This window comes from Azospirillum sp. A1-3 (genome assembly GCF_023806445.1).
Taxonomy (GTDB): domain Bacteria; phylum Pseudomonadota; class Alphaproteobacteria; order Azospirillales; family Azospirillaceae; genus Azospirillum.
In genome coordinates this window covers 23871-50855 of sequence record NZ_JAMSLU010000009.1, presented here as the reverse complement: position 1 = coordinate 50855, position 26985 = coordinate 23871, and the positions used below count along the sequence as shown (strand labels likewise).

The window sequence follows — 26985 nt, the reverse complement described above, 5'->3', positions numbered from 1 at the left end:
TTTTGTGCAAAAGATCATGATTTGCGAGAGCCGCGAAGCCGACGTCCGTCCTCCTGAAAATCTGTATCCTCAACAGGATAGCCGGCATCTCGGAGTGCCGACAGGATCAGATATCGTTTGGTGACTTTCTGCCTTGCGGCGGCGACGGTTAGTGCCTCGAAGAGCGGATCGGACACTTCGATCTTGATCGGCCGGCGGGCCCCGACATGGGCAGTGGAGAGAGCGACCGGCATTGGCGTCAGCGAGGGTATGCCCCGTTGGGTCGCCGTTTCAGCGATCCGTTGCGCCAGCACGTCGTCATCGTCATCGTCGAGAGGCAGGAGAGTCTTCTTGCTCATGCTGCGCGCTCCACTTTGGCGCCGAGCAGCGCCAGCACTTCCTGGCAGATGGACGAGACATTGGCGGCGGCATTGCCGTCCGGATCGGTCACTCTGGGCGGTGCGCCGTTGAAGGTCATCTCTTTCAGTGCCGTGCGGTCCATCAGCGGCGTCTGCAGAACCGGAACATCGGGAGCCTTGGCCGTGAGGCGCTTGCGCGTTTCCTTGGCGGCCCGACTCTCGATCGTCACGGGCCAGCGAGACAGGAGGAAGCAGGCAGCAATGGTGCGGTCGGCAGCCTCAGCGGCTTGCTTTACGTTCTCAACGGTCTGCAAGGCGTCGTGAATGTCCATCTCTGAGGCCTGCACCGGAATGATGACCAGATCAGAGCGGGCGAGGCCGAGGAGGGTCAGCTTGCTCGACACACCAGGCAGATCGACGAGAACATAGTCCACCTCTGTCCTGGCTTGCTTGATGGTGGCGAGGATGTTCGCTTCGGTGACGCCGCCGGTGGCCGAGAAGGGCGAAGCATTCAACCGCTTTCCCATTTTGGCACCGATGCGGCTGGCATGACCGTTCGGATCCGCATCGAGCACGGACACACTGCTTCCGGACAGGGCGAGGTCGGATGCCAGCGAGAGCAGGGCTGAGGTCTTGCCCACTCCTCCCTTCACACTGGCCAGAGCGATGACTGGCATGATGCCCCCTATGAAACCCCTATCATTCAACCAAAGCGCCCGCTATCGGTCAAGCGTCCAAGCGATTAAAAGACCAAGAGATCATTTGGGCATTTACTCAAACGGGCGGTTTGGCAGCTCCTATGTGCTTCGCGGGCACAGCGTGAAGTGCTGTCCAAATTCGCAGCGTGTGAATCAGCATGGAGTTTCGACGCCGAGCAACACAGTAGCCTACCGAAAGTATGAGGTGCATTGGGGTCCTACCTGCGCGCTACTTCGCAGTCAAGGGGTCAATAGAGCAAACGAGCATTTGCCCAGATGAGTGTTTCCACATGAGGGCATCGCGACATTTGTTCGGCTCGGCATTGCGCGATCTGGGATGTGAAACAGCACGCAGGTGGGACCCCAAGAGTTCTCATGCTCTTAGCAGGTTACTATGCCGATCGGCGTCGCCCCCCACCGATCTACATTCACCGGCATTTGGTGAAAGGGCCGTCCACCACATCACCTCAGACGAGGGCCTATCCGCAATGCCCACTCGCTCCGGCTGCGCTTGGGCTGCTAAAAGCAGTGGCGGCAGGCGGGACGGACCCCGGCGCCGGCCGGTGGTTGCCGGCCGGACCGCACCGCCCTGTTTGTCGGAGATCGGGGGGAACGGCGGAGGCGGGGCTTGGCAAACGGGCTGCAGGAAGGCGAGATCAGGCAAGCCCTCCAGGAGGGCGGCCACATCCGCAACGTTCTCATCGTCTCCAAATGCGTCGGCGGCGCCGTTGAGCATCTGGCCTATCTGCGGGCGAGCTGGCGCCGCGATTTCCTGCCCCTGCGCACCTGGAACGACCGCGGCGACCGCACCTACCGCGACCTCGACCGCCTGCTCACCCTCATCCGCGCCGACTTCGGCTTTGGCGGCTGCATTCCGGTCTACATCGCCGGCGACCCCGAGCTCGCCCGCTACAAGGTGTTGGCCCGGGAACTGCCGGTCGCCGGCCCGCTGCCGCCCCACTGCGGCACCGAGCTGGGGTCACTACACGAAAGTGACCAGATTGTCCGGGATGTGGGAACACGGTGAGAACGTGTACTCCACCATCTCGTAGAGCCGGCTTGTCATAACGCCCGGAGTCTGCTTTCCGCGGCCGCGGGGTGGTTGAACGGTGGGAACATCGACAATCGAGAAGGGGTTTGTGCGGTCAGGCGACGGATTGGGCAGTACAGGATAGGCATGGTTCCTGAGCCGGCTCATGGATGGACCATGCTCCTTTTCCCGCGCTCTTGGCCCGATACATCGCGGCGTCCGCCAAGCGTAGAGAGCAGGCCAAGTCGTCACATTCGCCTGCGGCAAGCACGATTCCTATGCTGCACCCGACCCCCAAATCCAACTCGCGAACCTCCTTGATGATACGGGCGGCGACACTGGTGGCGATCGTCCGGGCATCGGGACCGTGTCCGGCCAGGCAAACAACGAACTCATCGCCGCCAAGCCGGCCGATCAGATCGCCGTCGCGGGTCGACCGTCGCATGATGTCGGCGACCAGCATCAAGACCTTGTCGCCTTGATCGTGGCCATGCTGATCGTTCACCGCCTTGAAGCCATCGAGGTCGATGTAGAGAAAGGCGAGGAGCGATCTCGTCCGGCTGGCGCTCAATCGCATCCTCTCAGCCATTTCCAGGAACAGGCCGCGGGCGGGCAATCCGGTCAGTGGGTCGCGCCGGGCTTGATGGAGTTCGGCGTCCAGTTGTTGCGCGACGCTCACGGCTTCGAGCATGCGCAGCTGAACAAGGCTTTCTTTGCGGATCATGCGCACTCCCCACAGGAGAAGGAGCAGGACGAGGGTCGTGGTCACTGTCACTTCGGCCACGAACCAAAGGGAGCGGATCCGCCATGCGGCGAAAGCCGAGTCGACTTCGATCCCCGTGTAGACAACGAGGTTCAAGTCAGGGATCGACCGGTAGGCCGCAATTCGCTCTTTGCCGTCCAGCACGGATTGTGACCAATAGACGCCGGTCGGTGACCGGGGAAGCTGCTCCTGGAAGAGCGGGCCGGTCCGGTTGTTTTTGCCGAGATGGGTGGCAAGATCCGGATGCCGGGCGACGATCTCGCCATCGGTGCGGAAGATTGTGACCGTCGTGTCGAGGCCGAAGGACATCAGAGCATAGAAGTTGACCAGCCATTCCGTCTTCATCCCGGCGCTCGCAACGCCAATGACATCGCCGGTCCAGTCACGGATCGGCCGCGAGATGGTGAAGAGGATGCGGTTGTCCAGACGGCTGCGCAGCGCTGGGCCGATCACGAAGTCAGAGCCGGCCATCACTTCCCGGAAATGGCGACGATCGGCGATGTTGATCGGCCGGTCCTGCTGATGGCCAGTCCCGGCCACGCCATTGCCCTTGGCATCGAACAGCCACAGAGTATCGCCGCCGTCCATATTAGCGAGCGCATCACGCAGTCGATACCAGTAGGGCGTGGTCCGCACGGCGTCTAAACTGCCGGCTTCATGGACCACCCCGGCGGCTTGGCGCAGGGCGATGTCGGCCCCCTTCGCGGTGTGCAGGACGTGGGATTCGACGACCTTGGCCATGTCGGCGGCGAGCGCTTCCATCTGTGCGATGGTGGTCTGCCGATCCCGCCAGACGACATGGCCCGTCATGGCAACGACCACAATCAAAGCCAATGCGGCGGCAACCAGGGCACTGTGGTGACGGGACATGACAACTCCGCCGCAACTGCGGGAAACCAGGATATTCAAGTTTCCAGCAAGGAACATACCAGAGCGAAAGGTCATGTTATGCGTGGGAGAACCCTGATGGGCTCTTTCAATCATCGCAAGATGCATCGCAGAATTGGAGGCGCAGATCAGAATGGGTCTGGCCGCTCTTCGTCTTGGCGTGACCATGCGCGCCCCCTCCAAAAGTGACCTTCCCCCCTCGCTTCCGGTTGCATAGGCTCGTTTTCCATATAATCTGCAGATTCCGACTGAAAGCGGCCACGGTTTCCGACGCCAAAGCGGCCAGTGTTCCGATCGCAAGCCGGCCGGCATTCCGATTTGAAGGCGGCCACCGTTCCGACATGAAGCCGGCCACCCTTCCACCGTGAAGGCGGCCGGCATCATCGTCGGCATGATGATGGTGTCTTCCCTGCGAGGAGAGCTTCCATCAAGCACCGCCTCCTGATCCAACCGACAGGAGGAGCGGATGCCAGCCTTGAGGCTTTCCATGCGGCAAATCCGTGAATTGTTTCGCCTGAAGTTCGGCAGCCTGCTGCCGACCAGCGATCGCCAGATCGCAGCCCAGCTCGGTGTCGCGCGTAGCACCGTGGCGGAGTACCTGGAGCGCGCCCATGTCGCAGGCCTGTCCTGGCCACTGCCCCCCGACCTCAGCGATGCCGAGCTGGAGGAGCGGCTGTTCGCCCGTCCGAACATTCGCCCCGGCGCCCGCCGGCGTCCGGAACCCGACTGGGCGGCTATGCACCGCGAACTCAAACGCCCGGGCGTCACGCTGATGATCCTGTGGGAGGAGTACCGCGCCGCTCATCCCGACGGCTACGGCTACAGCCGCTTCTGCGAGTTGTACCGGGAGTTCGAGGCGCGGCTCGCCCCCAGCATGCGTCAGCCCCACCTGGCCGGCGACAAGGTCTTCGTCGACTACTCCGGCAAGACGCTGCCCATCCGCGATCCCGCCACCGGCGCCGTGCGGCCCGCCCAGCTCTTCATCGCCGTGCTGGGCGCCTCCAACTACACCTACGCCGAGGCGACCTGGACGCAGACGCTGCCCGACTGGATCGGGGCGCATGTCCGCATGCTGGAAGCGTTTCAGGGCTGCCCGCGCCTGATCGTGCCGGACAACCTGAAAAGCGGCGTCCTCAAGGCTTCCTTTTACGACCCGGAGCTCAACCGCAGTTATGCCCACATGGCGCACGCCTACAGCGTCGGCATCCTGCCGGCGCGTCCGCGTCGCCCGCGTGACAAGGCCAAGGTGGAAGCCGGTGTGCGCATTGCCCAATACTTCATCCTCGGCCGGCTGCGCAATCTGCCGTTCTTCTCCCTGGCCGAAGCCAATGGCGCGATCGACCGGGTGCTGGAAGACCTCAACACACGACCCCAGCGTCGCCTTGGGCTCAGCCGCAGGGAGCTGTTCGAACAGCTCGATCGGCCGGCGCTGCGGCCGCTACCCGACACGCCCTACGAATACGCGGAGTGGAAGCTCGTGCGCGTCGGCCCCGACTACCATGTCGAGGTCGCCGGCTTCTACTACTCGGTACCGGCGGCGCTGATCCGCCAACAGATCGACGCACGCCTCACCGCCACCACGGTGGAGTTCTTTCACCGCGGCCAACGGATCGCCGCCCATGCCCGCCGGCACGGCGGCGAGCGCCACAGCACCGTGCCCGAGCACATGCCGGCAGCACACCGCCGCTACGCCGAGTGGAGCCCCGAGCGTTTCGAGCGGGACGCCGGCGACCTTGGCCCCAATACTGTGGCGTTGATCCGCGCCATCCTCGCCAGCCGGCCGCACCCGGAACAGGGCTTCCGCACCTGCCGTGGCGTGCTGAAGCTGTTTCGCGGCCCCAACCGGGCCCGCGCTGAGGCGGTGAGTGCCCGGGCGCTGGAGATCGGCGCCACCACTGCCGACAGCATCGCCTCGATCCTACGCAACAACCTGGACCGGGTTCGCTCCACCGCCCGCCCTGAGGCGCCGGCGCTGGACCACGCCAACATCCGCGGCTCGCGGTACTTTCATTAGGAGCCCACCATGCTTTCCCATCCCACCTTCGACCAGCTCAGCGACCTGGGGCTGCACGGCATGGCCAAGGCGCTGCGCGAGATGCAGGCCAACCGCGAGGCCGGCACGCTCAGCCATGAGGAATGGCTGGGTGTGCTGCTCGATCACGAGGTGACGCTGCGGCGGCAGAAACGTTTCGAAGCGCGCGCCAAGAGCGCCCGGCTGCGCCATCCCGCCGTGATCGAGGATGTTGATTTCCGGGCGCCGCGTGGGCTGGACCGCGCGCTGTTCCAGAAGCTGGCGACCTGCCGATGGATCCACGACCACCAGAACGTGATCATCACCGGGCCGACCGGCATCGGCAAATCCTGGCTGGCCTGCGCGCTTGGCCACCGTGCCTGCCGCGAAAACCTATCGGTACTCTACCAGCGGATGCCCCGGCTGTTCGAGACCCTGGCCCTGGCACATGGCGACGGCCGTTACGCCCGCCTGATGCGTGGCTTCGCCCGCGTGCGACTTCTCATCTTGGACGACTGGGGACCAGAGCCGCTGAACGCAGAGCAGCGCCGCGACCTGCTCGAGATCGTAGAGGACCGCTACAACGCCGGCTCTCTGCTGATCACCAGCCAAATCCCCACGGACCGCTGGCACGAACTCATTGGGGATCCGACTCTCGGGGACGCGATCTTGGACCGCATTCTTCACAACGCCTACCGCATCGACCTCACCGGAGACTCAATGCGCAAGCCGCGACGCCAGCCAGCCCTGTCCGACGGAGAGTGACGAGACCGCCGGGCGCCCCCGGAGCTCCACAGGCACCTCCCAGGCAAGCCGGCCGCTCTCCAGCGTGATGAGGCGCGCTCGCGACCGGCTTGCCCGGGGCCCTCCTGTGGATTCCGGGGACGCCCTCCACCTCGACATGATCATGGCGGCTTGACCCGACGCCATGCTCATGCGACACGAAAAATGCCTCGCGGGGATACGCCACCCCGGCCGCTTTCCTTCGGAACGCTGGCCGGCTTCAGTTCGGAACAGTGGCCGCTTTCAAATCGGAATACCCGGCCGGCTTCATCGGAATCTGCATATAATCTGTTCGCCGCGCCGGTTGTGCCCGGCCAAGCCCCTGGTTCGGCTTGCTTTCGCGCGGCAGTGGAAGTTATGCAACAGCTGTTGGGGCGCCTCCGATCAACATCTTGTGGACGACCGCCGCGCAGCCAGCCCCTGGAGGTTGAAACCTGGCTTGGCCGGGCTGAAGCCGGCAAAGCCAACCTTGGTCAGCGCGGGGCAGCCGGCGTTCACACCGTGTTTGCGCATCCCGAACATTTGAGCCCTTCAGTTTAGCGACACTCAAATGGTCAAGAGCGTAAAAGATCAAACGGGCATTTGCTCAGATGACCGCTTCCACATGACAGGCTTACTGGCCACCGTCGTCCTGTGGTACAGCAAGCCGGAGCTTGTGGAGGGCCGGCATGCCAACGACAACGACCTGGACGACACGGCACGCGGTGACGCGGATGCACGGGTGCGATCTGGCGGTGGTCTGGCGCGGGCCGGATCTGTGGAGCTGGACCGTCACCGTTGCTGGAGAGCCGGTCCGCTCTGGAAGTGCCCGGACGATGACCGGCGCTCAGGATGCTGCGGTGCGTGCCGCGAAAGCCCACACGGACGATGGTGGGCGCATCCAGCTCCCGCTGTTCTGATCAAAATCTTGCAAAAAGGGAGTAGAGAGCCAGACGTGTGGCGCCGTTCACAGGTCATTAACGGGGACCGCCCTATGGTGACCTCAGGTTCTCATCCTCCCCGAACCGAAACCTGAAAGGCCGCACCTATTTGGTGGCGGCCTTTTTCTTGACGGTAACTCTGGCCGTCTGCTTTGCAGTCGTTGTTCTCCCTTTCATCTATAGCAGGTTGGCGGCCGGGTTCTGGTGGACGGCGCCGGCCTGGAAATAGCGGGCGGCGATGCGGTGGCTCTTGTGGCCGGAGAGCTGCATCAGCAGGTCGAGCGGGATGCCGTCGCGCCCGCCGGTGGTGAGGAAGCCGGAGCGCAGCGAATGCGCGGCGTAGGCGGCCGGATCCAGGCCGGCGGCCCGGGCGGCGCGCTTCACCACCTCGGCCACCACCCGGCCGTCCAGCGGCTTCGCCCCGTCCTCCGCGCCCCGGCGCCGCACCACCCGGCCGCGCCGCGACAGCTCGCGGAACAGCGGACCGTCGCTGATGCCCTGGTCGGCGAGCAGCCGCAGCCAGCGGCGCAGCGCGTCGGCGGCGGCGCGCTTCACCGGCACGTCGGTGCCGGCGCCCTGCTGGTCGGTCTTGGAGCGGCGGATGCGCAGGGTGAAGTCGCGCCCGGCCGCGGTGACGTCGGCGAGGCGCAGCGCCACCAGCTCGGAGCGCCGGCGGCCGCCGCTGGCGAAGGCGACGGCGAGGATGGCACGGTCGCGCAGGCCGCGGGCGTCGTCCGGCAGGGCATCGAGCATCGGCCCGAGCACCTCGTCGCGGGTGGCGGCGCGCTTGGCCCGGGGGGTGATGCCGCGGGCGGCCAGGGCGCGGCGGGCCTGGCGCAGCAGGTCGCGCACCCCGGGATGCAGGGTTGGGCTGGGCACCGCGCGGGCGCGGTGCAGCGCCGCCAAGGTGGCGAGCCGCCGTTCGGTGGTGGCCAGGCCGAGCGGACCCAGCCGGCGCTTCACGCCGGCGGCGACCAGGGCCTCGTCGACGGCGGCCGGCAGGCTGATGCCGTCGCCGGTCAGGTCGACATGGTCGAGGACGAAGGTCACCACCGCCTCGGCCGGCAGCGGCAGGGTCGCCGGATCGGTCAGGTCGAGGCCGAGCCGCCGCTCGGCCCAGGCAGTGAGGTAGCGGGTGTCGCTGCGCTGGGCCCGGGCGGTGTTGGCGGCGGTGGCCTGGGCGCGCAGCCGGCGTAGCCGCTCGGCGGCGTCGGCATCGAGGGCGATCGCCGGTGCCGGGGTGGTGCCCGGGGACAGCGGAGCGGGAAGCGGCACGGGCGGCGTCTCAAGCAGGGGGGAGCGGGGGCGCCAGGGTCGCCGAGGGCGCCGGCGGCGTCAAGCCGACGATCGCCGACAAGAGACCCTTATCGGCGGTCGTTGGGGCGACAGGGGGGGGATGGACGGTGGGCGGGAGTATGGTCGGGCAAGCCGAACGCCGAAGCCGAAAGGGGCGGATGGTGTTCCAACCCCTCTGGCCCCTTGCGGCCCCAGCCTCAATTTCCGGCCGTCTTCCGTTATGCTGTCGGGCACTAACTCCGGCGGACCAAGGATGGCGGGCTCAGCATCCGCTCCGCCGTAGCTGTCCTTGGTTGATAATGGCGGCGTATAATTTCGTCCGTCCTATCGCGTGACCCCTGATAGGGGTCTCGAGGCGGCGGCGATTCACAAACTGTGCGCCAAAATTCAATGGCCGGCATCGAAGACTAACGCTCAAAGGATACCCGATTTGCGCGAGGGTGGAGACGTACTAATCGTCATGCCCCTTGATCAAAAACAAATTCTTTGCGCTTCAATTCATTGATAAAGTCTTATGAGCTCTTCTGGTAAGATGACGGCTTCTATGACGAAGGGCAGCAGCGAGGTTGCTGGTGCATCGCTCAACCAAGATGGGGCGGTTCCGATGAGCGCGTCAGCCTCTTCCAAGGCGCAACCGCCCTTGGGTTCGTCACCGCGGCAAAACATCCGTGGCCATCTTCTCCGCGTCGTGGTCGCGGCCTTGGCATCGATGGCCCTGATCACACTGGGCCTGTTGGCATGGAACATGACATCCCAGCGGCGGCTAGCCGAGGCGGAGATGGGCCGGACCGTCCAGGCCATCGCTGCCGCCCTCGACCAGCAGCTTCTTGTCACCACGGCCGCCCTGCAAAGCCTCGTGTCGACCATGAAGGAGAATGCCGACCCCGAACGGCTGCACCGCATCGCCCAGGACGTCATGACCAATCATCCCTATTGGTCGCACGTGATTTTGCGTGATGATACGGGCAAGATCCTTTTCACCACCGCTATTTCCTACGGGGCTCCCGCAGCCGGAACGGACGCTGTCATCCCCTGGATAAACACGGCACTGCTCACAGGCCAGCCGCAGGTGTCTAACCTCTTGTACGGGCCGATTGCCCGTGCCCCGGTCGCGGTGGTGTTCGTACCGGCCCGCGGGCCAGACGGGCGACAATATGTGCTCGGTGCCGCCGTCACGGCGACCAAGTGGGAGGCACTCCTGCACGAGCAACGGGTCCCGTCCGGCTGGGTGGCCGGGATCATCGACCGGGACGGCGTCGTCGTTGCTCGCACTCGCGCCGCCGAAAGCTCCGTCGGGAAACTGGCTCCCGACTGGGTTCGGGAGGCCATTCGAACGGCACCAGAGGGCCACGCGTCAGGCCCAGCGCTGGAAGGAGAACCGCTGTCGCTGGCTTTTGCACGCTCGCACGTCTCAGGGTGGACCGTTGCCTTTGCCGCTCCTGCCAAGGTGTTCGAAGCCCCGATGCGCCGTTCGTTGATGTTGGCGGCGACGGTATGCGTCCTGGCGCTCGGGTTCGCGTCGCTCCTGGTGCTGGTCTACGCACGTCGGCTATCCCAGGCTGTCGTGGGGTTGGCGCGGGTGGTGGACGCTATGCGGGAGCCGGGGGCGAAGTTGCCGCCGTCACCCGGTATCGATCTCGCGGAACTGGCCTCGGTGTACGAGTCGATGCAGACCACCGATGCCCATCTGCGACGTGCGGAGGAAGAGCGCCTGACGGCGATGCGAGAGCTTCAACATCGGGTGAAGAACGACCTCCAGGCAATCCTGAGCCTGATCGCTTTGGAGAGCGGCCAGTCCAATGGGGCTGAGACCCACCGCATCCTTGGTGAACTGCAAGGCCGTGTCGAGGCGCTGCGCCTCATCCACAGCCGCCTCTACGAGACCAGCCGAGTTGGGACGGTCGAATTGGGCGGATACCTGCGAGAGCTCTGCACAAATGCAGTCGCCTTGTATGGGCGGAGCATTGCCGGGGAGGTCACCCTCAGGGCAAGCGTCTGTGAGGTCTACGTCGACCATAACACGGCGGTGTCGCTCGGTCTGATCGCCAACGAGTTCGTCACCAACAGCACCAAGCATGCCTTCCCCGAAGGAGCAGGGACGATCACGCTCGATCTGAACGTGCCACATCCGGGGTCCGTCTGTCTCACCCTAGCCGACAACGGCATTGGCATTCCGGAGGGGCAAACACGGGCCTCCGGTCTTCAGCTGATCGCCATGCTTGCCGAACAGGTTGGCGGGGAACCACAATGGACGGTTGGCCCCGGAACCCAGCTGCGAGTGATGCTTCTTATCTGAGTCTGTGGATCGGCGCCCAATCACGGCCAGATGGGAGGATGGCTTACATTGTTGATCTTGATAGAGAAATTCCACCGCAGAGTGGCCCTGCATCGACGCCGATGAAAGGTCACCTGACAGAGACTTTATCTCATGAGATCAACAAGGCAGCCAGCTTCAGATACTAGCCGAGCGTGGACGCCGATCCACAAGCAATCACTCTTGCAGCGGAGATTGCCTGGGAAAACTCCCCCGTCATCTCAATGCATGCCGCCATTTATAAAAATGGCCAGATATTAATCTCCAACACTATGTATTTACCTATATAATTTTATGAATCTTTTGTGCTCAAACCGTAATCGTGGCAACGCAGCTCAGTTCGAAGAAGACAAAGTTCCATGCGTAATTTTCCTGTTTGCATAGCAATGCTCCGCAGGGGCGTTGTTAGTGTCCAGGATTGGTCCTAACGTATCAATTCTAAAGGGTCATACCCATAGGCGTGAGGGAGGATCAGAGCATGCCGCTGCCCAATGAGGCCAATGAGCATACAGGAGGATGCAGCGATGATCTAAAAGGCTTCCTTTCGAGCACTGGGCCATATCTTCGAGTTCAGGCGGCGTCCCGCTGCCTTCATTGTGCGGTGCGAAACAACGTTCTGTGTTCCGCCCTGCCAGTTAGCGAATTGCCGGACTTGGCGGCTATCTCTCGCATCAAGGCGTTAAACGCGGGAGAGACGGTGACCATTGAGGGCCAAGCCGCAGACACGGTCTTCACGCTCCTGTCCGGCATGCTGAAAATTTACAAGACGTTGCCGGATGGCCGTGAGCAAATTACCGGTTTCGTCACGCCCGGCGAGGTCGTCGGTTTGGCATTCAGCGCGTGCTATGTCTATACCGCCGAAGCAGTGGGGCCATCGACCGTGTGCGCCATAACCCGCCGTGGTCTCCATGCCTTGGTCGACCGCAATCCCCGCCTCCAGAGGCGCCTGCTCTCGATGCTGTCAACCGAACTCTCCGCGGCACAGGACCAAATCCTGATGCTCGGCTGCAAGAATGCGACTGAGCGGGTCTGCACCTTCTTGCTGGGCCTTGCCCACCGTGCCCCAAAGGACGGCCGAACCCGTCCGGTGGTGTTTCTGCCCATGAAGAAACTTGACATGAGTGGCTATCTTGGCCTGCGTCCGGAAACGGTCTCTCGTGTTCTGCGCTCTCTGGAGACCAAGGGGCTGATCACCCGCATCCAGTCGGCTCATATTCGCATCAACGACCTCGACGCATTTGGCGAACTGGCTACGGCGGAGTGATGGCGGTTCACATCATTGACTTTAATGGAGGAACCCCACTGCAGAGTGGTCCAGCAGTGGCGCCGATAAAAGGTTACCTGTCAGCAAATTTCCCTCAAAAAATCAATACGGTTGACAGATTTAGATGCTGGCCGAGCTTGGGCGCCGATCCACAGGCAACTTTGAATCACAAGAGATTCATCTGATTCAACTTCTTCTTGAACAGAAACTAAGCAAGAAAGTAGCCGATCATTCCGCAATGATCAGACGGCATACCTGCGTATGTTTGTCGCATGGGAAACCCTAATTGTGCTGCTTGAGAACTTTATGGATGCTGATCCGCTAGTGGTGCGCTTACCCGCAAATGTCATTCTAAAGTGACTTCTTGACGCGCTCGCGCCCACCACCTTGCTTCCTGCGAAGAAGAGGACGAATAGAGTGCAAATCAAGTCACTTCAGCTGAAGATCGCCTCCCTCGCTGGATTCTGTGTGGCGGGAACGATTATCGTTATGGTCGGCTTTGGCATTGCCTCAACCAATGCAACCAACGGCTTCGTCGGGCAGAACGTATCGGACATCCTCGAAAAGAAGTCGAAGGAGGCCATTCAGAACCTTGCCTCAACCCAGGCCGGCTTGATCCGGTCTGAGTTCGAAACCGCCCTCAATGCCGCTCGCACGATGGCGCACGGTTTTGCCACCATGGTGGATCAGAAGAATTCCGGTGCAGTGCCGATCGAACATCGGCGTGAGGCATTGAACGCGATGCTGTTGAACGTCTTGAGCAACAACACCCTGTTCAATGGCACCTACACAGCTTGGGAACCGAATGCTGTGGATGGGCACGACGAGCAGTTCCGCAATAGACGCGATACCGGCACCGACGCAACAGGCCGGTTCATCCCCTACTGGAACCGCGATCAAAACGGTCGGATCGCCATGCAGCCTCTGGTAGAGTATGACAGCCGCGACCTGCACCCGAACGGTGTCATGAAGGGCGGCTGGTACATCGGTCCGAAGGAAACCGGTAAGGAGAGCGTTCTCGATCCTCTGCCATACATCGTGCAAGGAAAACAGGTCTTTCTTGCCACACTATCGGTTCCGATCGTGGTTGACGGCAAGTTCCAAGGTGTTGCCGGCTCCGACTTCGACCTCGACTTTGTGCAGAAGCTGACCACCCAGGTTAGCAAGTCGATCTTCGATGGGCGCAATGAAGTGGTGATCGTGTCCAACATGGGCCTGATCGTTGCCCACAGCGCACGCCCTGAACTTATCGGCCAGCCGCTCTCCAAGCTCAACACCGGCTGGGAGCAGGACATCGCCGTGGTGAAGAGCGGGCAGTCGAAGGTGGAGATCGACGATCGGTCGAAGATGCTGCGGACGTTTGCCCCTATTACCCTGGGCCAGACCGGTAAGCCGTGGGCGGTGCTGATCCAGGTGCCGCAAAGCGTTGTGCTGGCGGATAGCGTCACTCTTGGTGCTGCGCTGGACCAGCGCGCAAACTCCAGCGTGCTATGGCAGGTCGGCATTGCCGTGCTGGTGGCGATTGCGGCGGTCGGGGTCATGTGGGGCATGGCCCGTGGCGTTGCCCGGCCGATCCGCGCCTGTGTCGGCTTTGCCGAGGGAATCGCCGCCGGCCGCTTCGATCAGGAGCTCGCCGTTCGGCAGGTGGATGAGGTTGGCGTTCTGGCCGATGCGCTGCGCAAGATGCTGGCCGACCTTACCCGCATGAACGCCCAACGGGCCGAGGACCAGAAACGGGCAGAGGAGGAGCGTCGTACGAGCATGCTGCGGCTTGCCGACGATCTGGAAGGGCAAGTCATGAGCGTGGTCGAAGGGGTGGACGGCGCCGCCCGTGCGATGGGCACCACCGCCCAGAGCATGACCAGCACCGCAACCCAGACCAGCCAGCAGGCGGTGGTGGTTGCGTCTGCCTCCGAAGAGGCCAATGTGAATGTCCAGACCGTTGCCGCCGCGACGGAGGAACTGTCCGGGTCCATTCGCGAGATTGGGCAACAGGTCAACCGCTCGGCAGACATCGCCCGCGATGCCGTCGCTGCCGCCCAGCAGGCGAACGGACAGGTATTGGGGCTGAACGAAGCGGCGCTGAAGATTGGGACGGTGGTGCAGCTCATCCAGTCCATTGCCGCGCAAACCAACCTGCTCGCCCTGAATGCGACCATCGAGGCAGCTCGGGCAGGAGAGGCGGGAAAGGGCTTTGCGGTGGTTGCCGGAGAGGTGAAGAACCTTGCCAACCAGACCGCCAAGGCGACCGAGGAGATTGCTGGTCAGGTGAACGACATGCAGCGGGTGACTGGTGAAACCACGGCGGTAATCAAGAGCGTCGGCACGATCATTGCCCAGATCAATGACATTGCCACCACGATTGCTGCTGCAGTGGAGGAGCAGAACGCGGCAACACTGGAGATCGCGCGCAATGTCCAACAAGCTGCCAACGGCACTCAGGAGGTTACGTCGAATATTGAAGGCGTTAGGCAGGCAGCGGCGGAGGCCAGCGAGTCCGCCGGGCAGGTGTTGACCGTCTCCGCCCAGCTTGGCGATGAAGCGGGACGCCTGCGCTCGGTGGTGACTGGTTTCCTGTCACAGGTCCGCGCGGCTTAGCGCCATCAACCGTGATATTAGGGTGCCTCGCCAACTCTCTAGGTTTGATGACTGACAGTCATCTGGAGGCAGCAGATGCCCTCCGTGATGTAAAGTGGTCTCATCAAGAGCGTGGTTGCGGCAGTGGTCGGAACGTGACCGACCGCTGGCGCGCCACGCTTCCGGTCGTTTCCACGGTACATGGCCAGCGGCTCCATTACAGAGAACGCAGATGCGAGTTTGGCGACAGTGAGACTGTCCCAATGCCTGGCGTTCCTTGATGCCGCCAGAGCACAACCTGTTTGGGCGAAAGCCCTCCAGCACATTGATTTTAGTGCGTAGATCCATTGGCTTCGCTCCGAGGTATTGGCAGGACTGTTAAGAGTGCTTAAACCGCAATACCGGCAAATTGGCGCAAAATCAGCGGGAGAGATGTCCATGTCCGTGTCACATCGGGCCAAGCCCGACGGAATGGTCCCGACCGCCGAGAACGGGTATTCTGCGATGTTGCGCCGACAGCCTCCCGTGCGGACGGCGGTGGCCCACTCCGGATCATTGGGTGCCACCCTCACGGCCGCTCTTGCCCCCGATGGCGCCGATCTCTCCCTTATCCTCGCTTTCGTGCCGCCTGGCATGAATATCGCGGCTGTCGCTCGTGAAATGCGCGGCACTGTGGCCGGCGATACCGCAACCGTGCTGGTGTCCGGTGGCGGTTGCCTGTGCTCCCGACCGGAAGGCGGACTGCATCTGTCGCCCGAAGACAGTCCCGGCGGCATCGTCCTCCAGGCGTTTTCCCGTGACATGGTCGCACAGTTCCACATCGTCCGTGTCCCGCTCGGTCCGGCCGGCGTTCCGGAGCGGCGTACCGATCGGATCGCCGATACGCTGTCGTCGGTCACCGTACCGTTCCCGCTGGACGCCCGCGACACGCTCGCCCTGACCTTCATCGATAGTCTGTCCGGAGCGGAGAGCTCGCTCATGGAAGCCGTCTACCGGGTTAACCGGTTTCTCTGCCCGTTTGTTGGCGGCTCGGCCGCCGCTGTGGACACCAGCCGTTTGTCAGACGGCGGTAGCGAACTACCGACCAGTGATGCGCTCATCATCTTCATCAAACTCGCTGCTGGTGCGGCTTACGGGGTCTTCAGAACCCAGAACGTCAGGAAGAAAGGTGGCTCGGGCATGGTCGTGGCGGCCACCGACATTACCGGTTGTTCCGTCACACAGTTCATCGACCCCCGGACCCTGGAGATCCTGCCGGCCGTTGACGGCCTGGCGCGGCTGCTCGGCTGCGATCCGCAAAATCTCCGGGCCACGCTAAATCACCATGCTGTCGGCATTGAACTGGAAGGTGAAATTTTCGTGCGCTCGGTCGCCGATATCGACGACGACGCCAACACAGTAACATTCTTCTGTGATCTCGCGGCGGGCGATGAGCTGCATTCTTTGGAAAGAACTGATCCCGTCCAGCAGACGGAAGCCGACTGGGCGGCCTTCCTACAGGGCAAACCGCCGCCCGTTGGCATCCTGTTGAACGACTGCATTCAGCGCCGTTCGGCCATCGCCGCGGATCCGGATCGCCTGCGCGTGTTCGACGGCATTCCAGCCGCTGGCTGTTCCAGTTTCGGCGAGTTGTTCGGCATCAATGTCAACCAGACCCTCACCGCGGCTGTCTTCTTCCAAACCGCCGGCGGCGCCCGAATGGCCGATCCCTGCGTCGATCTTTTTCCAGCCTATTACTCCACTTTCAGGAACTACTTCACGGCGCGGCGCTACAACCAGCAGCTCCTCCTCAATCGGCTGCGGACAGAGATCATCGAGCGGCTGGTTCCTCGGGTAGCCGACACCGATGCTGGCCAAGCGGACGAGCCGGCTGGTGACGGCATCGACTTTCTTTCCGACCTCTCCCTTGTGCGGGTCCATCAGGAACGGCTCAGCCGCATGGCTTACTACGACGCCTTGACCGGTTTGCCGAACCGGCTTCTGCTGACGGAGCGATTGCAACAAGAGGTCGAGCGGGCACGGAACATTGGCAAGCTTCTGGCGATCGCGTATCTCGATCTCGACGGATTCAAGCCGGTCAACGACACCCTGGGCCATGATGCCGGAGACATGCTGCTGGCGGCCGTCGCCGATCGGCTCAGGCAGTGTTTCCGCCCCGGCGACACCGTGTGTCGGGTAGGCGGCGACGAGTTCGTATCGTTGCTGCCGGGGCTCGAAACAGTGGTCGACGGCCAGCGGGCGGCCGAACGCGCCCTAGATGCCGTCGCCCGGCCGTTTGAGATCCGGGGGCAGCCGGTCACCATTTCGGCGTCGATCGGCCTGACGTTATTTCCGCAGGACAGCAGCGACGCCGGCGTGTTGTTGCGTCATGCTGATCAAGCCATGTACCTGGCCAAGCAGGCCGGCCGGAACCGCTGTCACATCTTCGACGTCACCGACGATCTCCGTGTCAGCGAAACCCGTGCCAAGCTCAAGCGGGTTCAGACGGGCCTGGAGGCTGGTGAGTTTGAGCTGTTCTATCAACCCAAACTGGATCTGCGGCAGAACCGGTTCGCAGGAGCGGAGGCACTAATCCGCTGGAAGCATCCGGAACGAGGGTTGCTGATCCCGGACGATTTCCTGCCGGATCTGGAAAACTCGGACCTGATCATCATCCTTGGCGATTGGGTCATGGAGGAAGCGCTGCGCCAGATGGTGGTTTGGCGTCGCCAAGGTTTGGATGTCACGGTGAGCGTCAACGTTGCCGCCCGCCAACTCCAAGATCCCCACTTTATAACCAAGGTCCGGGATCGGCTTTCCCGCTGGCCGGAACTGCCGGCTGGGAGCCTAGAGATTGAGATCCTTGAGACGGCGGCGCTGGAGGATGTCGAGGCGGTCGGCACAATCATCTACACCTGTCGGGACCTCGGGGTGCCGTTTGCCATAGACGATTTTGGGACGGGATATTCGTCGCTGAACTACCTCCGGCGCCTACCGTTCGATGTGCTGAAAATTGATAAATCGTTCGTTATCGACATGCCGTACCAGTCGGACAGCCTGACGATCGTTCGGGCTGTGATCAGCTTGGCCCAGGCATTTGGCCGCCGGGTCATTGCCGAGGGTGTCGAGGGGCCGAAGCATGTGGAGATGCTGCTGAAACTGGGCTGTGACCTAGGGCAAGGTTTCGGGATCGCTCCGCCACTGCCGGCGGTGGAGTTTGCCGATTGGCTGCGAGCCCACTCCGGACCGGAATGTGTCAAGCCGACTCACTGTGGATCAGCGCCCAATCACGGCCAGATGGGATGACGGCTTACATCGTTTTTTTGAGGTAACGTCCATGGGCGTGGTGGAAAAAGCGCCCATGAAGGATCGGGCTGGGGCCGGGCGAAGCTCGCACACAGCGTAGCCCGGCCCCAGCCCGATCCTCCGCCTCGCAGGCGGTGTGTTCGGCGGCAGGAGGTGGTCATCGCGCATCTTCGGTAAGGTCAAGTTGCAACACGCGACCCCGACCAAGGACACGACGATGACCGACGACAGACTGGCACTGATCGAGCAGATCCAGAAGAGCACGGACGGCGACTTCCTGCGCTCGGTCGCCGAGCACACGTTGCACCGGCTGATGGACTTCGAGGTCGAGGCGCTGATCGGCGCCGCTCGCCATGAACGCACCGACACGCGCACCACCTACCGCAACGGCTCGCGCCCGCGCCAGTTCGACACCCGGCTCGGCACGCTGGATCTGAAGATCCCCAAGCTGCGCCAGGGCTCCTACTTCCCGGCTTTCCTGGAGCCGCGCAAGACCGCCGAGAAGGCGCTCACCGCCGTCATCCAGGAAGCGTGGATTCAAGGCGTCTCAACCCCCAAGGTCGATGACCTCGTCCAGGCGCTCGGCATGACCGGCATCTCCAAGTCCCAGGTCTCGGCGCTGTGCCAGGAGATCGACACTCGGGTGCAGTCCTTCCTGGAGCGTCCGCTGGAGGGAGACTGGCCGTACCTCTGGCTGGATGCCACCTACCTGAAGGTCCGCCAGGACGGCCGGATCGTCTCGATCGCCGCGATAATCGCCACCGGCGTCAATCAGGATGGGCGGCGCGATATCCTCGGCCTCGGGCTGGGGCAATCAGAGGCGGCGATCTTCTGGATTGAGTTTCTGCGCGGCCTCGTGCGGCGCGGGCTGAAAGGCGTGAAGCTGGTGATCTCCGATGCTCATGAGGGGCTGAAGGCGGCGATCAGCCAGGTGCTGTGCGCCACCTGGCAACGCTGCCGTGTTCATTTCCTTCGCTCGCTGCTCTGCCATGTGCCCAAGGGCCAGCAAACCGTGGTGTCGGCCGCCGTGCGCCAAGTCTTCGTGCAGCCCGACCGCAAGAACGCCGGTGAGGTCTGGCGCCATGTCGCCGATCAGCTGCGGGCGCGCTTTCCCAAGGTGGCAGCACTGCTCGACGACGCCGAGCATGACGTGCTCGCCTATATGGACTATCCCGAGGCGCACCGCACCAAACTACATTCGACGAATCCTCTTGAGCGTCTCAACAAGGAGGTCAAACGCCGCACTGATGTTGTTGGTATATTCCCAAATGAGGAAAGTGTTCGAAGGCTCGTCGGCGCGATCTTGCTGGAGCAAAATGATGACTGGCAGCTCCAGCACCGTTACCTGACGCTCGAAACCATGGCCGGGATCGCTGCCCCCGACGAGACCGCCATCACGCCACTTCCCTCAGCAAAGGCGGCCTGACCGACGACGCTCCTGACCACCTTCCAATTCCACCACCTTGACGGACGTGACCGCGTCCGCACAGCCCCGAGCACAGGGGTACTCCCCCTGCGCCGCGATCCTGAACGCGGGCTGAACCGGCTGTTCAGGCTCGCCTCAGGCCGCGTGGCGCAGAGTGCCGGTCATGGAGCGCATCGGCGCTCCCCAGCACCACAGGTGAAGCCATGCTCAAGACCACCGCTCTCGCCGCTCTTGGCCTCCTGACGCTCTCCGGCGGCGTCTCCGCCGGCGACCATCACCGCGCCCAGGCGTTCCAGCCGAGCAGCCCGCAGGCGCTCATGGCCGTCGTCGAGGCCGGCGGCGGCACTGTCACCGGCACGGTCGGCACCGTCGCTGCGACATCGTTCGTCCTCTCCGACGGGGAGAAGGAGATCCCGGTCACCAGCCACGGCTTCCTGGCGGACGGCATCCAGTCCGGCGACCAGATCACCGTGGTCGGAAGCATCCGGCACGGCGGCATCCGGGCCGACCAGATCATCCGCCAGGACGGCACCGCCTTCGGCCGCGACGCATCCCTGGACCGCCGCCGGTACGCCGACAATGACTGACCGCGCCCCCGGCACCCGGGCGGGGTGGAACGAGGCCCCCGCCCGACGCCGTTCCAGGCATTCCCAGCCGGAGCGCCGCCCATGCTGAAGACGACGATCCCCCACACCGTCGCCACCGTGCTCGTGATCGGCGCTCTGGCCACCGCCTATCAGGCCGTGGACGGCCCGTCGAGCATCGCCGGGCTCTGGGCCGCCGGCGGCAGCCGGGACCACTGAACCGCACCTGCCGGCGCAAACCCCAGCCAACACGGACACCGCCATGGCCACCCGCAAGCCGACCGCCGCCGAGATGACCGCGCTGCTGACGTTCCACGCCACCCTCTCGGGCGCGTTCGTCGTCGCCTACCTCAAGGGGGACGAGGATACCTACGGCATGCACGTCTTCGTCGGCTACGCGGCGCTCATCGCCATCGCGCTGCGCGTGGTGATCGGACTGTTGGCCCCACCGGCTGCCCGCTGCGCCTTCCCCGGCCATCGCCCGGACCGGTGCTGGACTGGATGAAGCGCCTGGTCAGCGGCGATCCGAAAGCGCGCACCGAGCGCAGCCCACTGATCGCCTGGATGGCCGCGGCCCTCCTCGGCGCCTTCGGCCTGGCGGCGGCCTCCGGCGCGGTGGCAGACTTCGTCGTGAAGTTCGAGGACTTGCACGAGACCCTCGGCGCGGTCGCCCTGTACATCGTCATCGCCCATATCGCCCTGGTCTTCGGGCTGTATGGGCTGAAGCGGCTCACGCCCGTGGTCCCGTCCCGCGGCACCACCCAGCGCTCCACCCTTTCCGATCGGGTGCCCTCATGAGACTGCTCCTCGTCCTCGCGGCCGTCGCGGCCACCACCACCGGCGTCGCCCTGGCGGCCACCGCTGACCCTAACCGCACGAAGATCCTGGACGGCTACGCCGCCGAGGCGAAGAAGGCCGATCCAAGCTTCACCGGCTTCTCCGCCGACCGTGGTCAGGAGCTCTACTTGGGCCCGCACAGCGGCGGCAAGGTGGCCGAAACCCGGGCCTGCGCCAGCTGCCACACCCAGAACCCCGCCGGGCCGGGGCGCCATTACCGGACCGGGCGGGCCATCGAGCCGATGGCGATTTCGGCCAACCCGAAGCGGTTCACCGACCCGGCCGAGGGCGAGAAGCGCTTCGAGCGCGACTGCGTCAACGTCCTCGGCCGCGCCTGTACCGCCCGTGAGAAGGGCGACTTCATCACCTTCCTGGCCGGCCAATAGAAAGGACGCTCCCGATGTCTCCCGACCCACATCTCCGCTCGCTACGCGACGCCTACGCCCGGTACGCCACCGGGGTCGCGGTGATCACCACATTGACCCCGGCGGGCACTCCCGTCGGCCTGACCGTGAACTCCTTCAGTTCGGTGTCGCTGGATCCACCACTGGTGCTGTGGAGCCTGATGCAGTCCTCCGCCAGCCTGCCCGTGTTCTGCGAGGCCAGCCGCTTCGCCGTGAACGTGCTTGCCGACGATCAGCACCATCTCTCGACGCGCTTCGCGTCGCGCAGCGAGGAGCGGTTCGCCGGGATTGACTGGACGCCCGGTCTGGGCGGCGTGCCCCTGTTGCGCGACTGCCTCGCGCAGTTCGAGTGTACGACACACAGCCATGTGGAGGCCGGCGATCATCTGGTCGTCCTGGGCCGCGTGCACCGCTTCGAGCACCGCGACGGCGCGCCGCTCCTGTTCTTCGCCAGCCGCTACGCCGAACTGCGCCGCGAACTGGCGTCCGCCACAGCAGCCTGAGGAGTCCGGCCATGCGCCTCGTGATTGGCGCCACCGCCGCCCTGCTGCTGATCGGCGGCGGCGCACTGGCGAACGAGTTCGAGCGGGTGCCGCCGGTGACCGACGCGGCGACGCGGAAGGAATGCAGGTCCGTCCAAGATACGTGTAAAAATAGGTCATAAGGGCACTTCGAAGGGAAGGGACGTTGGATTGAGCGGCCCCGGGAGGTCGTTCATGTCGAGGACGTACTGGCCGAAGCGGCGGGCGTGTTCGCGTGTGTAGGGGCTGAGGCGGGCAACGAGGCCAGGGTGACGGCAATGCCCTCCGCAGCCATGGAGGACAGAACCGCGGTCAGGTCGGTGACATTGGACAGCATGATCGTGTTGACGACGGGGCTGGCATATTTGAGGTTCATCCGGCCTTTACACGTGCCGGCAAACTTTGCAACAGAACCTGATTACGGACGCGAGCCAAGCGGAACTGTAACCCCGGCCACCTCCGTGCGACACGCTGATCGGCATCCATGGGATAGTACCGAGTTATGTCGGAATCGTTGGCGGGGCCGTCACGATGGTTCCGGCAGGTTTCGCGCCAACTTGATCGTCGTGCTGGCGCTGCCGTAGAGGATCACCTCCCTTCAGGAGGTGCCTTATGCGCTGCCCGCACTGCTCTTCGACCGCGACCACCGAGCGTTCAGACCGCACGGCCCACGGGTACCGGCACTTCCGCTGCCGCGGGTGCGGACGCCAGTTCAACGAGCGCACGGGCTCGCTGCTGAACCGGCTGCAGGTCCCCACCGATGTGGCCTTTCTTGTTGTGCTGTAGCGCCTCCGGATGAAGCTCAGCCTGCGCGACTTGGCAGAAGTCCTGCTGCTGCGCGGGCTGGTCTTCTCGCACGAGGCGGTGCGCGACTGGGAAGCCAAGCTGGCGCAGCTGCTCACCGGGGCCTTGCGCAAACGGCGCAAGGGCAAAATCGGCCGGAACTGGTACGTGGATGAGACGTACCTGAAGATCGCCGGGCAGTGGCAATACCTGTACCGGGCCATCGACACCGACGGCAATCTGGTCGATGTCTACCTGAGCGCGACCCGTGAACAAGCCGCCGCCGAGGCGTTCTTCCGTTCCGCCGTGGCGTTCCGCCGTGGACGTCACCGGCATCATCCCGGAGACCATCACCACCGACAAGCATGCCGGCTACCCGCCGGCTCTGGAGGAGGTGTTCGGCGACGACATCGAGCACCGTACTTCCAAGTTCAAGAATAACCATCTCGAGCAAGATCATCGCGGGGTCAAAGGCCGCACGCGCCCAATGCGCGGCTTCCAAACCCACACCAGTGCTCACCGCTTCTGCCGGGCGCACGATGAGGTGCGCGACTTCCTGCGGCCGGCGACCGAGCGCATGCAGCCCGTCCCAGCGGCGCGGCGACGGGCGATCCATGTCCAGAGGGTCGCCGTCCTGCGCGATATGCTCGCTGCCGCCTGACAAACACGGAGCCGGAGGACGGGCTCTCTGCGCCTACTCGCTCACCTTGGCGCGAGACCTGACGGAACCCCCTGGTCAGCCTGTGGGAGATGGACGGTGCCTTGATCGTCTACGACGCCATCACGCTCACGGAAGTGAAACGTATTCCGATGTCCAAACCGTCGGGAAAATACAATGTTCACAACAAAATCAGCCTATCGGCCGGCACCAGCCACTGAGTTGTGCTGGCGCTGGTTCAACACAAGGCGACGCATGAATCCCTGGTGCCGTCATGTGTCGGCAAAAGCCGGAGTTCAGGTGCCAGATATGGCAAGAGCACAACAAGGAGGAAACCAAGCTATGGGCAAGGCGCTGCTTTGGGGAGTTTTTCTCGTCATCGGTTCGTCACTCGGCGCGTCCGGCGCATCGGCAGCCGACGCGGCTGCAGGCAAGGATGTTTTCAAGGAATGTATGGCCTGCCATACCGTCGAACAGGGAAAGAACCGCGTGGGTCCGAGCCTGCATGGTGTGGTCGGTCGCAAGGCCGCGTCAGTTGAGAACTTCAAGTATTCTAAACCTATGCAGGAAAAGGCATCATCGGGGCTAACCTGGACGCCAGAGGTCCTCAAGTCCTATCTGCAAGCGCCTAAGGAGATCGTTCCAGGTACCACTATGGCTTATGCAGGATTGAAGAACTCTGCCAAGTACAAAGCCAGTCCGGATGAAGCAGCCGACAATCTCATTGCTTACCTGACCGAAACCAAGTGACCGTCACAGATACATGGTTCAGATTGCCTGGCTCGCTGTCGGCGATCGAGGGTAGTCGCATATAGGTCATAGTACCTAGCCTGGGGAGGCTGAACGTTTATCCGCAAGGTCGATCCGCCTTACGCCAGTCTCCCCTTTTGCGCTGTAGCCACCGCCGCCCACCACAGGTTTTATTGGTGGTTAATAAGCAATTCTGTCGCGAATCGACAACGAGGGGGAGGTGATGGCCGAGAGGTTCACGAAATCAGCGGCACGCAACATCTTCTATGGCGGATCGCTCTTCTTCCTGGTCACCTTCGTCGCCCTGACGATCCACAGCCACTACTACATACGCACGTCCAGTACGGACGAGGCGACGCTGTCCGACAGCGTGGCCCGTGGCAAGCACGTCTGGGAAAAGAACGCCTGCATCAACTGCCATTCGATTCTCGGCGAAGGCGCCTATTTCGCGCCGGAACTCGGCAATGTCTGGGTCCGCTACGGCGGGCGCGATGACGCCGAAAGCGCGCGCGCAGCGCTGATCGCCTGGATGCAGTCGCAGCCCAGCGGGGTCGAGGGGCGCCGACAGATGCCGCAGTTCAATCTCACCGACCAGGAGCTCAACGACCTCGTCGATTTCCTCGAATGGACCAGCCGCATCGACACGCAAGGCTGGCCGCCGAACAACGCGGGCTGAAGGGGAGGGTCGCGGCATGAAATACGAAACCCAGCGCATCGCCTACTGGTACTTCGTCTGTGCGATGGTCCTGTTCGTCGTCCAGGTTCTGGTCGGCACGCTTGCCGGCACCGTCTATGTCGTGCCCAACTTCCTGTCCGAGACGCTGCCCTTCAACATCCTGCGCATGATCCACACCAACGCGCTGATCGTGTGGCTGCTGCTCGGCTTCTTCGGCTCGGCCTATTATCTGATCCCGGAGGAGGCGGAGCGGGACATCGAGAGTCCGATGCTGGCCTATGTCCAACTGGCGATCCTGATGATCGGCGCTCTCGCCGCCGTCGCCGGCTATACCATGGGCATCCATGAGGGGCGCGAGTTCCTCGAACAGCCGCTGTGGGTGAAGGTCGGCATCGTCATCGCCGCCTTGATTTTCCTCTACAACGTGTCGCTGACGGTGTTCCGGGGCCGCAAGACGGCGATCACCAACGTCCTGCTGCTGGGGCTGTGGGGTGTCGCCATCTTCTTCCTGTTCGCCTTCTACAACCCGGCCAATCTGGCGCTGGACAAGATGTACTGGTGGTACGTCGTCCATCTGTGGGTGGAGGGCGTGTGGGAACTGGTGATGGCGTCGATCCTGGCCTTCCTGGTCATCAAGATGACCGGCGTCGACCGCGAGGTGGTGGAGAAGTGGCTCTACGCCATCGTCGGCCTCGCCCTGTTCTCCGGCCTGCTCGGCACCGGGCACCATTACTACTGGATCGGCGCGCCGGGGTATTGGCAGTGGATCGGCTCGCTGTTCTCCACGCTGGAGGTGGCCCCCTTCTTCGTCATGGTCCTTTTCGCCTTCACCATGGCCTGGAAGGGACGGCGCGACCATCCGAACAAGGCGGCCTTCCTGTGGACGCTCGGCACGCCGGTCTTCGCCTTCTTCGGGGCGGGCGTGTGGGGCTTCCTGCACACGCTGTCCTTCGTGAACTACTACAGCCACGGCACCCAGGTCACCGCGGCGCACGGGCATCTGGCCTTCTTCGGCGCCTATGTGATGCTGAACCTCGCCATCATCACCTACGCCATGCCGACCTTGCGCGGCCGTGCGCCATACAACCAGGTGCTCAACATGTGGAGCTTCTGGATCATGACCTCGGCCATGGCCTTCATGACCTTCACCCTGACCTTCGGCGGCGTCGTGCAGATCCACCTGCAGCGCGTGCTGGGCATGACCTACATGGAGGTGCAGGAGCAGTTGGCCCTGTTCTACTGGATGCGTCTCGGGTCCGGCATCTTCGTGGTGCTGTCGGTGCTGCTGTTCGTCTATTCCGTCTTCGGACCGGCCCGCGAGCAGCTGCCCGCGCGCAGCCGGCCCAGCGTCGCTCCGGCGGAATGATGGGCGGGGTCATACCCACGGACGGGATGGCGGGCTCCGCCATCCCCTTCTACGCCCCGACCGGCAATGAGGTGGCGCTGTTCGAGCATGCCCACCGCAACCGCCTGCCGCTGCTGCTGAAGGGGCCGACCGGCTGCGGCAAGACCCGCTTCGTCGCGCACATGGCGGCGCGGCTGGGGCGTCCGCTCCACACCGTGTCCTGCCACGACGACCTGACCGCCGCCGATTTGACCGGCCGCTACCTGCTGAAGGGCGGCGACACCGTCTGGACCGACGGCCCGCTGACCCGCGCCGTCCGCGAAGGCGCGATCTGCTACCTCGACGAGGTGGTGGAGGCGCGCAAGGACGTGACCGTCGTGCTGCACCCGCTGACCGACGACCGCCGCCTGCTGCCGCTGGAGCGCACCGGCGAACTGCTTGAGGCTCCGCCCGACTTCATGCTGGTCGTCTCCTACAACCCCGGCTACCAGAACATCCTGAAGTCGCTGAAGCCCAGCACCCGCCAGCGCTTCGTCGCCATCGAGTTCGGCTTTCCCGCCCCGGAGGCGGAGGCCGCCATCGTCGCCCGCGAGAGCGGGCTTGCCGCCGATCGGGTGGCGCCGCTGGTCCGGCTGGGCAACGCCCTGCGTGCGCTCAAGGGACAGGACTTGGAGGAAGGCGTCTCGACGCGACTGCTGGTCTATTGCGCCAGCCTGATCCGTGACGGGATGGCGCGGGACGAGGCGGTGCTGGCCTCCATGATCGAGCCGCTCACCGACGACCCGGAGGTCAAGAAGGCGCTGCTGCGGGTCACCGAACTCACGCTGGGGTGAT

27 protein-coding genes and 1 pseudogene are annotated in these 26985 nt (G+C 63.6%); 23 read left to right on the top strand and 5 right to left on the bottom strand.

Features of this window, described 5'->3' with window-relative positions:
* Positions 1-14: 14 nt before the first annotated feature.
* Both M5E06_RS35375 and M5E06_RS35370 read right to left on the bottom strand, forming a co-directional pair.
* Positions 15-338, bottom strand: coding sequence for a hypothetical protein (locus M5E06_RS35375; RefSeq protein ID WP_252142262.1), 324 nt, complete (start codon positions 336-338; stop codon positions 15-17).
* Positions 335-1015, bottom strand: coding sequence for an AAA family ATPase (locus M5E06_RS35370; protein WP_252142261.1), 681 nt, complete (start codon positions 1013-1015; stop codon positions 335-337). Before M5E06_RS35370 ends, M5E06_RS35375 begins: the two co-directional genes overlap by 4 nt.
* Positions 1016-1664: 649 nt before the next feature.
* Between M5E06_RS35370 and M5E06_RS35365 the strand changes: the two genes are divergently transcribed.
* Positions 1665-2063 (top strand): hypothetical protein, encoded by a 399-nt coding sequence (locus M5E06_RS35365; RefSeq protein WP_252142260.1) that lies wholly within the window; start codon positions 1665-1667, stop codon positions 2061-2063.
* Between the two features lie 118 nt (positions 2064-2181).
* On the opposite strand, the gene M5E06_RS35360 is transcribed toward M5E06_RS35365, so the two are convergent.
* The gene (locus tag M5E06_RS35360) at positions 2182-4206 is read right to left on the bottom strand and encodes a GGDEF domain-containing protein (protein ID WP_252142259.1); all 2025 of its coding nucleotides are present in this window, start codon (positions 4204-4206) and stop codon (positions 2182-2184) included.
* Here M5E06_RS35360 and istA point away from each other — a divergent pair.
* The 3 genes from istA (at position 4184) to M5E06_RS35345 (ending at position 7410) form a co-directional block, all read left to right on the top strand.
* Positions 4184-5731 (top strand): IS21 family transposase, encoded by a 1548-nt coding sequence (gene istA / locus M5E06_RS35355; RefSeq protein WP_502802037.1) that lies wholly within the window; start codon positions 4184-4186, stop codon positions 5729-5731. The genes M5E06_RS35360 and istA overlap by 23 nt on opposite strands.
* A gap of 9 nt (positions 5732-5740) precedes the next feature.
* The gene (gene istB, locus M5E06_RS35350) at positions 5741-6493 is read left to right on the top strand and encodes an IS21-like element helper ATPase IstB (protein WP_252142257.1); all 753 of its coding nucleotides are present in this window, start codon (positions 5741-5743) and stop codon (positions 6491-6493) included.
* A 686-nt stretch (positions 6494-7179) separates the two neighbouring features.
* On the top strand, positions 7180-7410 hold the full coding sequence (locus M5E06_RS35345) for a hypothetical protein (protein WP_252142256.1): 231 nt from the start codon (positions 7180-7182) through the stop codon (positions 7408-7410).
* Positions 7411-7608: 198 nt separating this feature from the next.
* On the opposite strand, the gene M5E06_RS36015 is transcribed toward M5E06_RS35345, so the two are convergent.
* Positions 7609-8706 (bottom strand): tyrosine-type recombinase/integrase, encoded by a 1098-nt coding sequence (locus tag M5E06_RS36015; RefSeq protein WP_353654392.1) that lies wholly within the window; start codon positions 8704-8706, stop codon positions 7609-7611.
* A 565-nt stretch (positions 8707-9271) separates the two neighbouring features.
* Here M5E06_RS36015 and M5E06_RS35335 point away from each other — a divergent pair.
* The 12 genes from M5E06_RS35335 to M5E06_RS35285 all read left to right on the top strand — a co-directional run bounded on the left by M5E06_RS35335 (position 9272) and on the right by M5E06_RS35285 (position 22082).
* Entirely contained in the window at positions 9272-11023 is a 1752-nt protein-coding gene (locus M5E06_RS35335) for a sensor histidine kinase (protein ID WP_169054762.1), read from the top strand.
* A gap of 496 nt (positions 11024-11519) precedes the next feature.
* On the top strand, positions 11520-12305 hold the full coding sequence (locus M5E06_RS35330) for a Crp/Fnr family transcriptional regulator (RefSeq protein ID WP_136701296.1): 786 nt from the start codon (positions 11520-11522) through the stop codon (positions 12303-12305).
* 417 nt (positions 12306-12722) lie between these two features.
* The gene (locus M5E06_RS35325) at positions 12723-14903 is read left to right on the top strand and encodes a methyl-accepting chemotaxis protein (protein WP_252142255.1); all 2181 of its coding nucleotides are present in this window, start codon (positions 12723-12725) and stop codon (positions 14901-14903) included.
* A 417-nt stretch (positions 14904-15320) separates the two neighbouring features.
* The gene (locus tag M5E06_RS35320) at positions 15321-18167 is read left to right on the top strand and encodes a bifunctional diguanylate cyclase/phosphodiesterase (RefSeq protein WP_252142254.1); all 2847 of its coding nucleotides are present in this window, start codon (positions 15321-15323) and stop codon (positions 18165-18167) included.
* Positions 18168-18384: 217 nt separating this feature from the next.
* Positions 18385-19593 carry an IS256 family transposase gene (locus M5E06_RS35315; RefSeq protein ID WP_252142253.1) on the top strand — a complete coding sequence of 403 codons (1209 nt, stop codon included), beginning with the start codon at positions 18385-18387 and terminating at the stop codon, positions 19591-19593.
* A gap of 203 nt (positions 19594-19796) precedes the next feature.
* The gene (locus M5E06_RS35310; protein ID WP_252142252.1) at positions 19797-20180 is read left to right on the top strand and encodes a hypothetical protein; all 384 of its coding nucleotides are present in this window, start codon (positions 19797-19799) and stop codon (positions 20178-20180) included.
* A gap of 81 nt (positions 20181-20261) precedes the next feature.
* Positions 20262-20396: a hypothetical protein gene (locus M5E06_RS35800; RefSeq protein ID WP_286209174.1), complete on the top strand. Its 135-nt coding sequence runs from the start codon at positions 20262-20264 to the stop codon at positions 20394-20396.
* Positions 20397-20439: 43 nt separating this feature from the next.
* Entirely contained in the window at positions 20440-20682 is a 243-nt protein-coding gene (locus M5E06_RS35305) for a hypothetical protein (protein WP_252142251.1), read from the top strand.
* Positions 20679-20975 (top strand): hypothetical protein, encoded by a 297-nt coding sequence (locus M5E06_RS35300; protein ID WP_252142250.1) that lies wholly within the window; start codon positions 20679-20681, stop codon positions 20973-20975. The genes M5E06_RS35305 and M5E06_RS35300 overlap by 4 nt, the downstream gene beginning before the upstream one ends.
* On the top strand, positions 20972-21400 hold the full coding sequence (locus M5E06_RS35295; protein ID WP_252142249.1) for a DUF1924 domain-containing protein: 429 nt from the start codon (positions 20972-20974) through the stop codon (positions 21398-21400). The genes M5E06_RS35300 and M5E06_RS35295 overlap by 4 nt, the downstream gene beginning before the upstream one ends.
* A 14-nt stretch (positions 21401-21414) precedes the next feature.
* On the top strand, positions 21415-21921 hold the full coding sequence (locus M5E06_RS35290) for a flavin reductase family protein (RefSeq protein WP_252142248.1): 507 nt from the start codon (positions 21415-21417) through the stop codon (positions 21919-21921).
* A gap of 11 nt (positions 21922-21932) precedes the next feature.
* Positions 21933-22082 (top strand): hypothetical protein, encoded by a 150-nt coding sequence (locus M5E06_RS35285; RefSeq protein ID WP_252142247.1) that lies wholly within the window; start codon positions 21933-21935, stop codon positions 22080-22082.
* A gap of 50 nt (positions 22083-22132) precedes the next feature.
* Here the strand turns inward: M5E06_RS35285 and M5E06_RS35280 are convergent, their stop codons facing one another.
* Positions 22133-22315: a hypothetical protein gene (locus M5E06_RS35280; RefSeq protein WP_252142246.1), complete on the bottom strand. Its 183-nt coding sequence runs from the start codon at positions 22313-22315 to the stop codon at positions 22133-22135.
* 419 nt (positions 22316-22734) lie between these two features.
* Between M5E06_RS35280 and M5E06_RS36010 the strand changes: the two are divergent.
* From M5E06_RS36010 to M5E06_RS35250, 7 genes and pseudogenes are all read left to right on the top strand, one after another.
* Positions 22735-22983, top strand: a pseudogene (locus M5E06_RS36010) (DDE-type integrase/transposase/recombinase); the annotation flags it as partial.
* A gap of 58 nt (positions 22984-23041) precedes the next feature.
* Positions 23042-23383: a DDE-type integrase/transposase/recombinase gene (locus M5E06_RS35270; protein ID WP_252142244.1), complete on the top strand. Its 342-nt coding sequence runs from the start codon at positions 23042-23044 to the stop codon at positions 23381-23383.
* Between the two features lie 71 nt (positions 23384-23454).
* Entirely contained in the window at positions 23455-23601 is a 147-nt protein-coding gene (locus M5E06_RS35795) for a cytochrome D1 domain-containing protein (RefSeq protein ID WP_353654393.1), read from the top strand.
* A 121-nt stretch (positions 23602-23722) separates the two neighbouring features.
* Positions 23723-24130 carry a c-type cytochrome gene (locus tag M5E06_RS35265; protein WP_252142243.1) on the top strand — a complete coding sequence of 136 codons (408 nt, stop codon included), beginning with the start codon at positions 23723-23725 and terminating at the stop codon, positions 24128-24130.
* A gap of 223 nt (positions 24131-24353) precedes the next feature.
* On the top strand, positions 24354-24806 hold the full coding sequence (locus tag M5E06_RS35260; RefSeq protein WP_252142242.1) for a c-type cytochrome: 453 nt from the start codon (positions 24354-24356) through the stop codon (positions 24804-24806).
* Positions 24807-24822: 16 nt separating this feature from the next.
* Positions 24823-26172 (top strand): cbb3-type cytochrome c oxidase subunit I, encoded by a 1350-nt coding sequence (locus tag M5E06_RS35255; RefSeq protein WP_252142241.1) that lies wholly within the window; start codon positions 24823-24825, stop codon positions 26170-26172.
* 26 nt (positions 26173-26198) lie between these two features.
* Positions 26199-26984 carry a CbbQ/NirQ/NorQ/GpvN family protein gene (locus tag M5E06_RS35250; protein ID WP_252142240.1) on the top strand — a complete coding sequence of 262 codons (786 nt, stop codon included), beginning with the start codon at positions 26199-26201 and terminating at the stop codon, positions 26982-26984.
* Position 26985 lies beyond the last annotated feature (1 nt).

Bases quoted from the DNA above. Each gene is read 5' to 3' on its own strand.
- M5E06_RS35345 (WP_252142256.1), top strand. From the start codon at position 7,180: ATGCCAACGACAACGACCTGGACGACACGGCACGCGGTGACGCGGATG.
- M5E06_RS35280 (WP_252142246.1), bottom strand. From the start codon at position 22,315: ATGAACCTCAAATATGCCAGCCCCGTCGTCAACACGATCATGCTGTCC.
- M5E06_RS35295 (WP_252142249.1), top strand. From the start codon at position 20,972: ATGAGACTGCTCCTCGTCCTCGCGGCCGTCGCGGCCACCACCACCGGC.
- M5E06_RS35255 (WP_252142241.1), top strand. From the start codon at position 24,823: ATGAAATACGAAACCCAGCGCATCGCCTACTGGTACTTCGTCTGTGCG.
- M5E06_RS35315 (WP_252142253.1), top strand. From the start codon at position 18,385: ATGACCGACGACAGACTGGCACTGATCGAGCAGATCCAGAAGAGCACG.
- M5E06_RS35335 (WP_169054762.1), top strand. From the start codon at position 9,272: ATGACGAAGGGCAGCAGCGAGGTTGCTGGTGCATCGCTCAACCAAGAT.
- istB (WP_252142257.1), top strand. From the start codon at position 5,741: ATGCTTTCCCATCCCACCTTCGACCAGCTCAGCGACCTGGGGCTGCAC.
- istA (WP_502802037.1), top strand. From the start codon at position 4,184: ATGCCAGCCTTGAGGCTTTCCATGCGGCAAATCCGTGAATTGTTTCGC.
- M5E06_RS35305 (WP_252142251.1), top strand. From the start codon at position 20,440: ATGGCCACCCGCAAGCCGACCGCCGCCGAGATGACCGCGCTGCTGACG.
- M5E06_RS35370 (WP_252142261.1), bottom strand. From the start codon at position 1,015: ATGCCAGTCATCGCTCTGGCCAGTGTGAAGGGAGGAGTGGGCAAGACC.
- M5E06_RS35360 (WP_252142259.1), bottom strand. From the start codon at position 4,206: ATGGAAAGCCTCAAGGCTGGCATCCGCTCCTCCTGTCGGTTGGATCAG.
- M5E06_RS35330 (WP_136701296.1), top strand. From the start codon at position 11,520: ATGCCGCTGCCCAATGAGGCCAATGAGCATACAGGAGGATGCAGCGAT.
- M5E06_RS35800 (WP_286209174.1), top strand. From the start codon at position 20,262: ATGCTGAAGACGACGATCCCCCACACCGTCGCCACCGTGCTCGTGATC.
- M5E06_RS35260 (WP_252142242.1), top strand. From the start codon at position 24,354: ATGGCCGAGAGGTTCACGAAATCAGCGGCACGCAACATCTTCTATGGC.
- M5E06_RS35300 (WP_252142250.1), top strand. From the start codon at position 20,679: ATGAAGCGCCTGGTCAGCGGCGATCCGAAAGCGCGCACCGAGCGCAGC.
- M5E06_RS35310 (WP_252142252.1), top strand. From the start codon at position 19,797: ATGCTCAAGACCACCGCTCTCGCCGCTCTTGGCCTCCTGACGCTCTCC.
- M5E06_RS35250 (WP_252142240.1), top strand. From the start codon at position 26,199: ATGGCGGGCTCCGCCATCCCCTTCTACGCCCCGACCGGCAATGAGGTG.
- M5E06_RS35285 (WP_252142247.1), top strand. From the start codon at position 21,933: ATGCGCCTCGTGATTGGCGCCACCGCCGCCCTGCTGCTGATCGGCGGC.
- M5E06_RS35290 (WP_252142248.1), top strand. From the start codon at position 21,415: ATGTCTCCCGACCCACATCTCCGCTCGCTACGCGACGCCTACGCCCGG.
- M5E06_RS35375 (WP_252142262.1), bottom strand. From the start codon at position 338: ATGAGCAAGAAGACTCTCCTGCCTCTCGACGATGACGATGACGACGTG.
- M5E06_RS35320 (WP_252142254.1), top strand. From the start codon at position 15,321: ATGTCCGTGTCACATCGGGCCAAGCCCGACGGAATGGTCCCGACCGCC.
- M5E06_RS35265 (WP_252142243.1), top strand. From the start codon at position 23,723: ATGGGCAAGGCGCTGCTTTGGGGAGTTTTTCTCGTCATCGGTTCGTCA.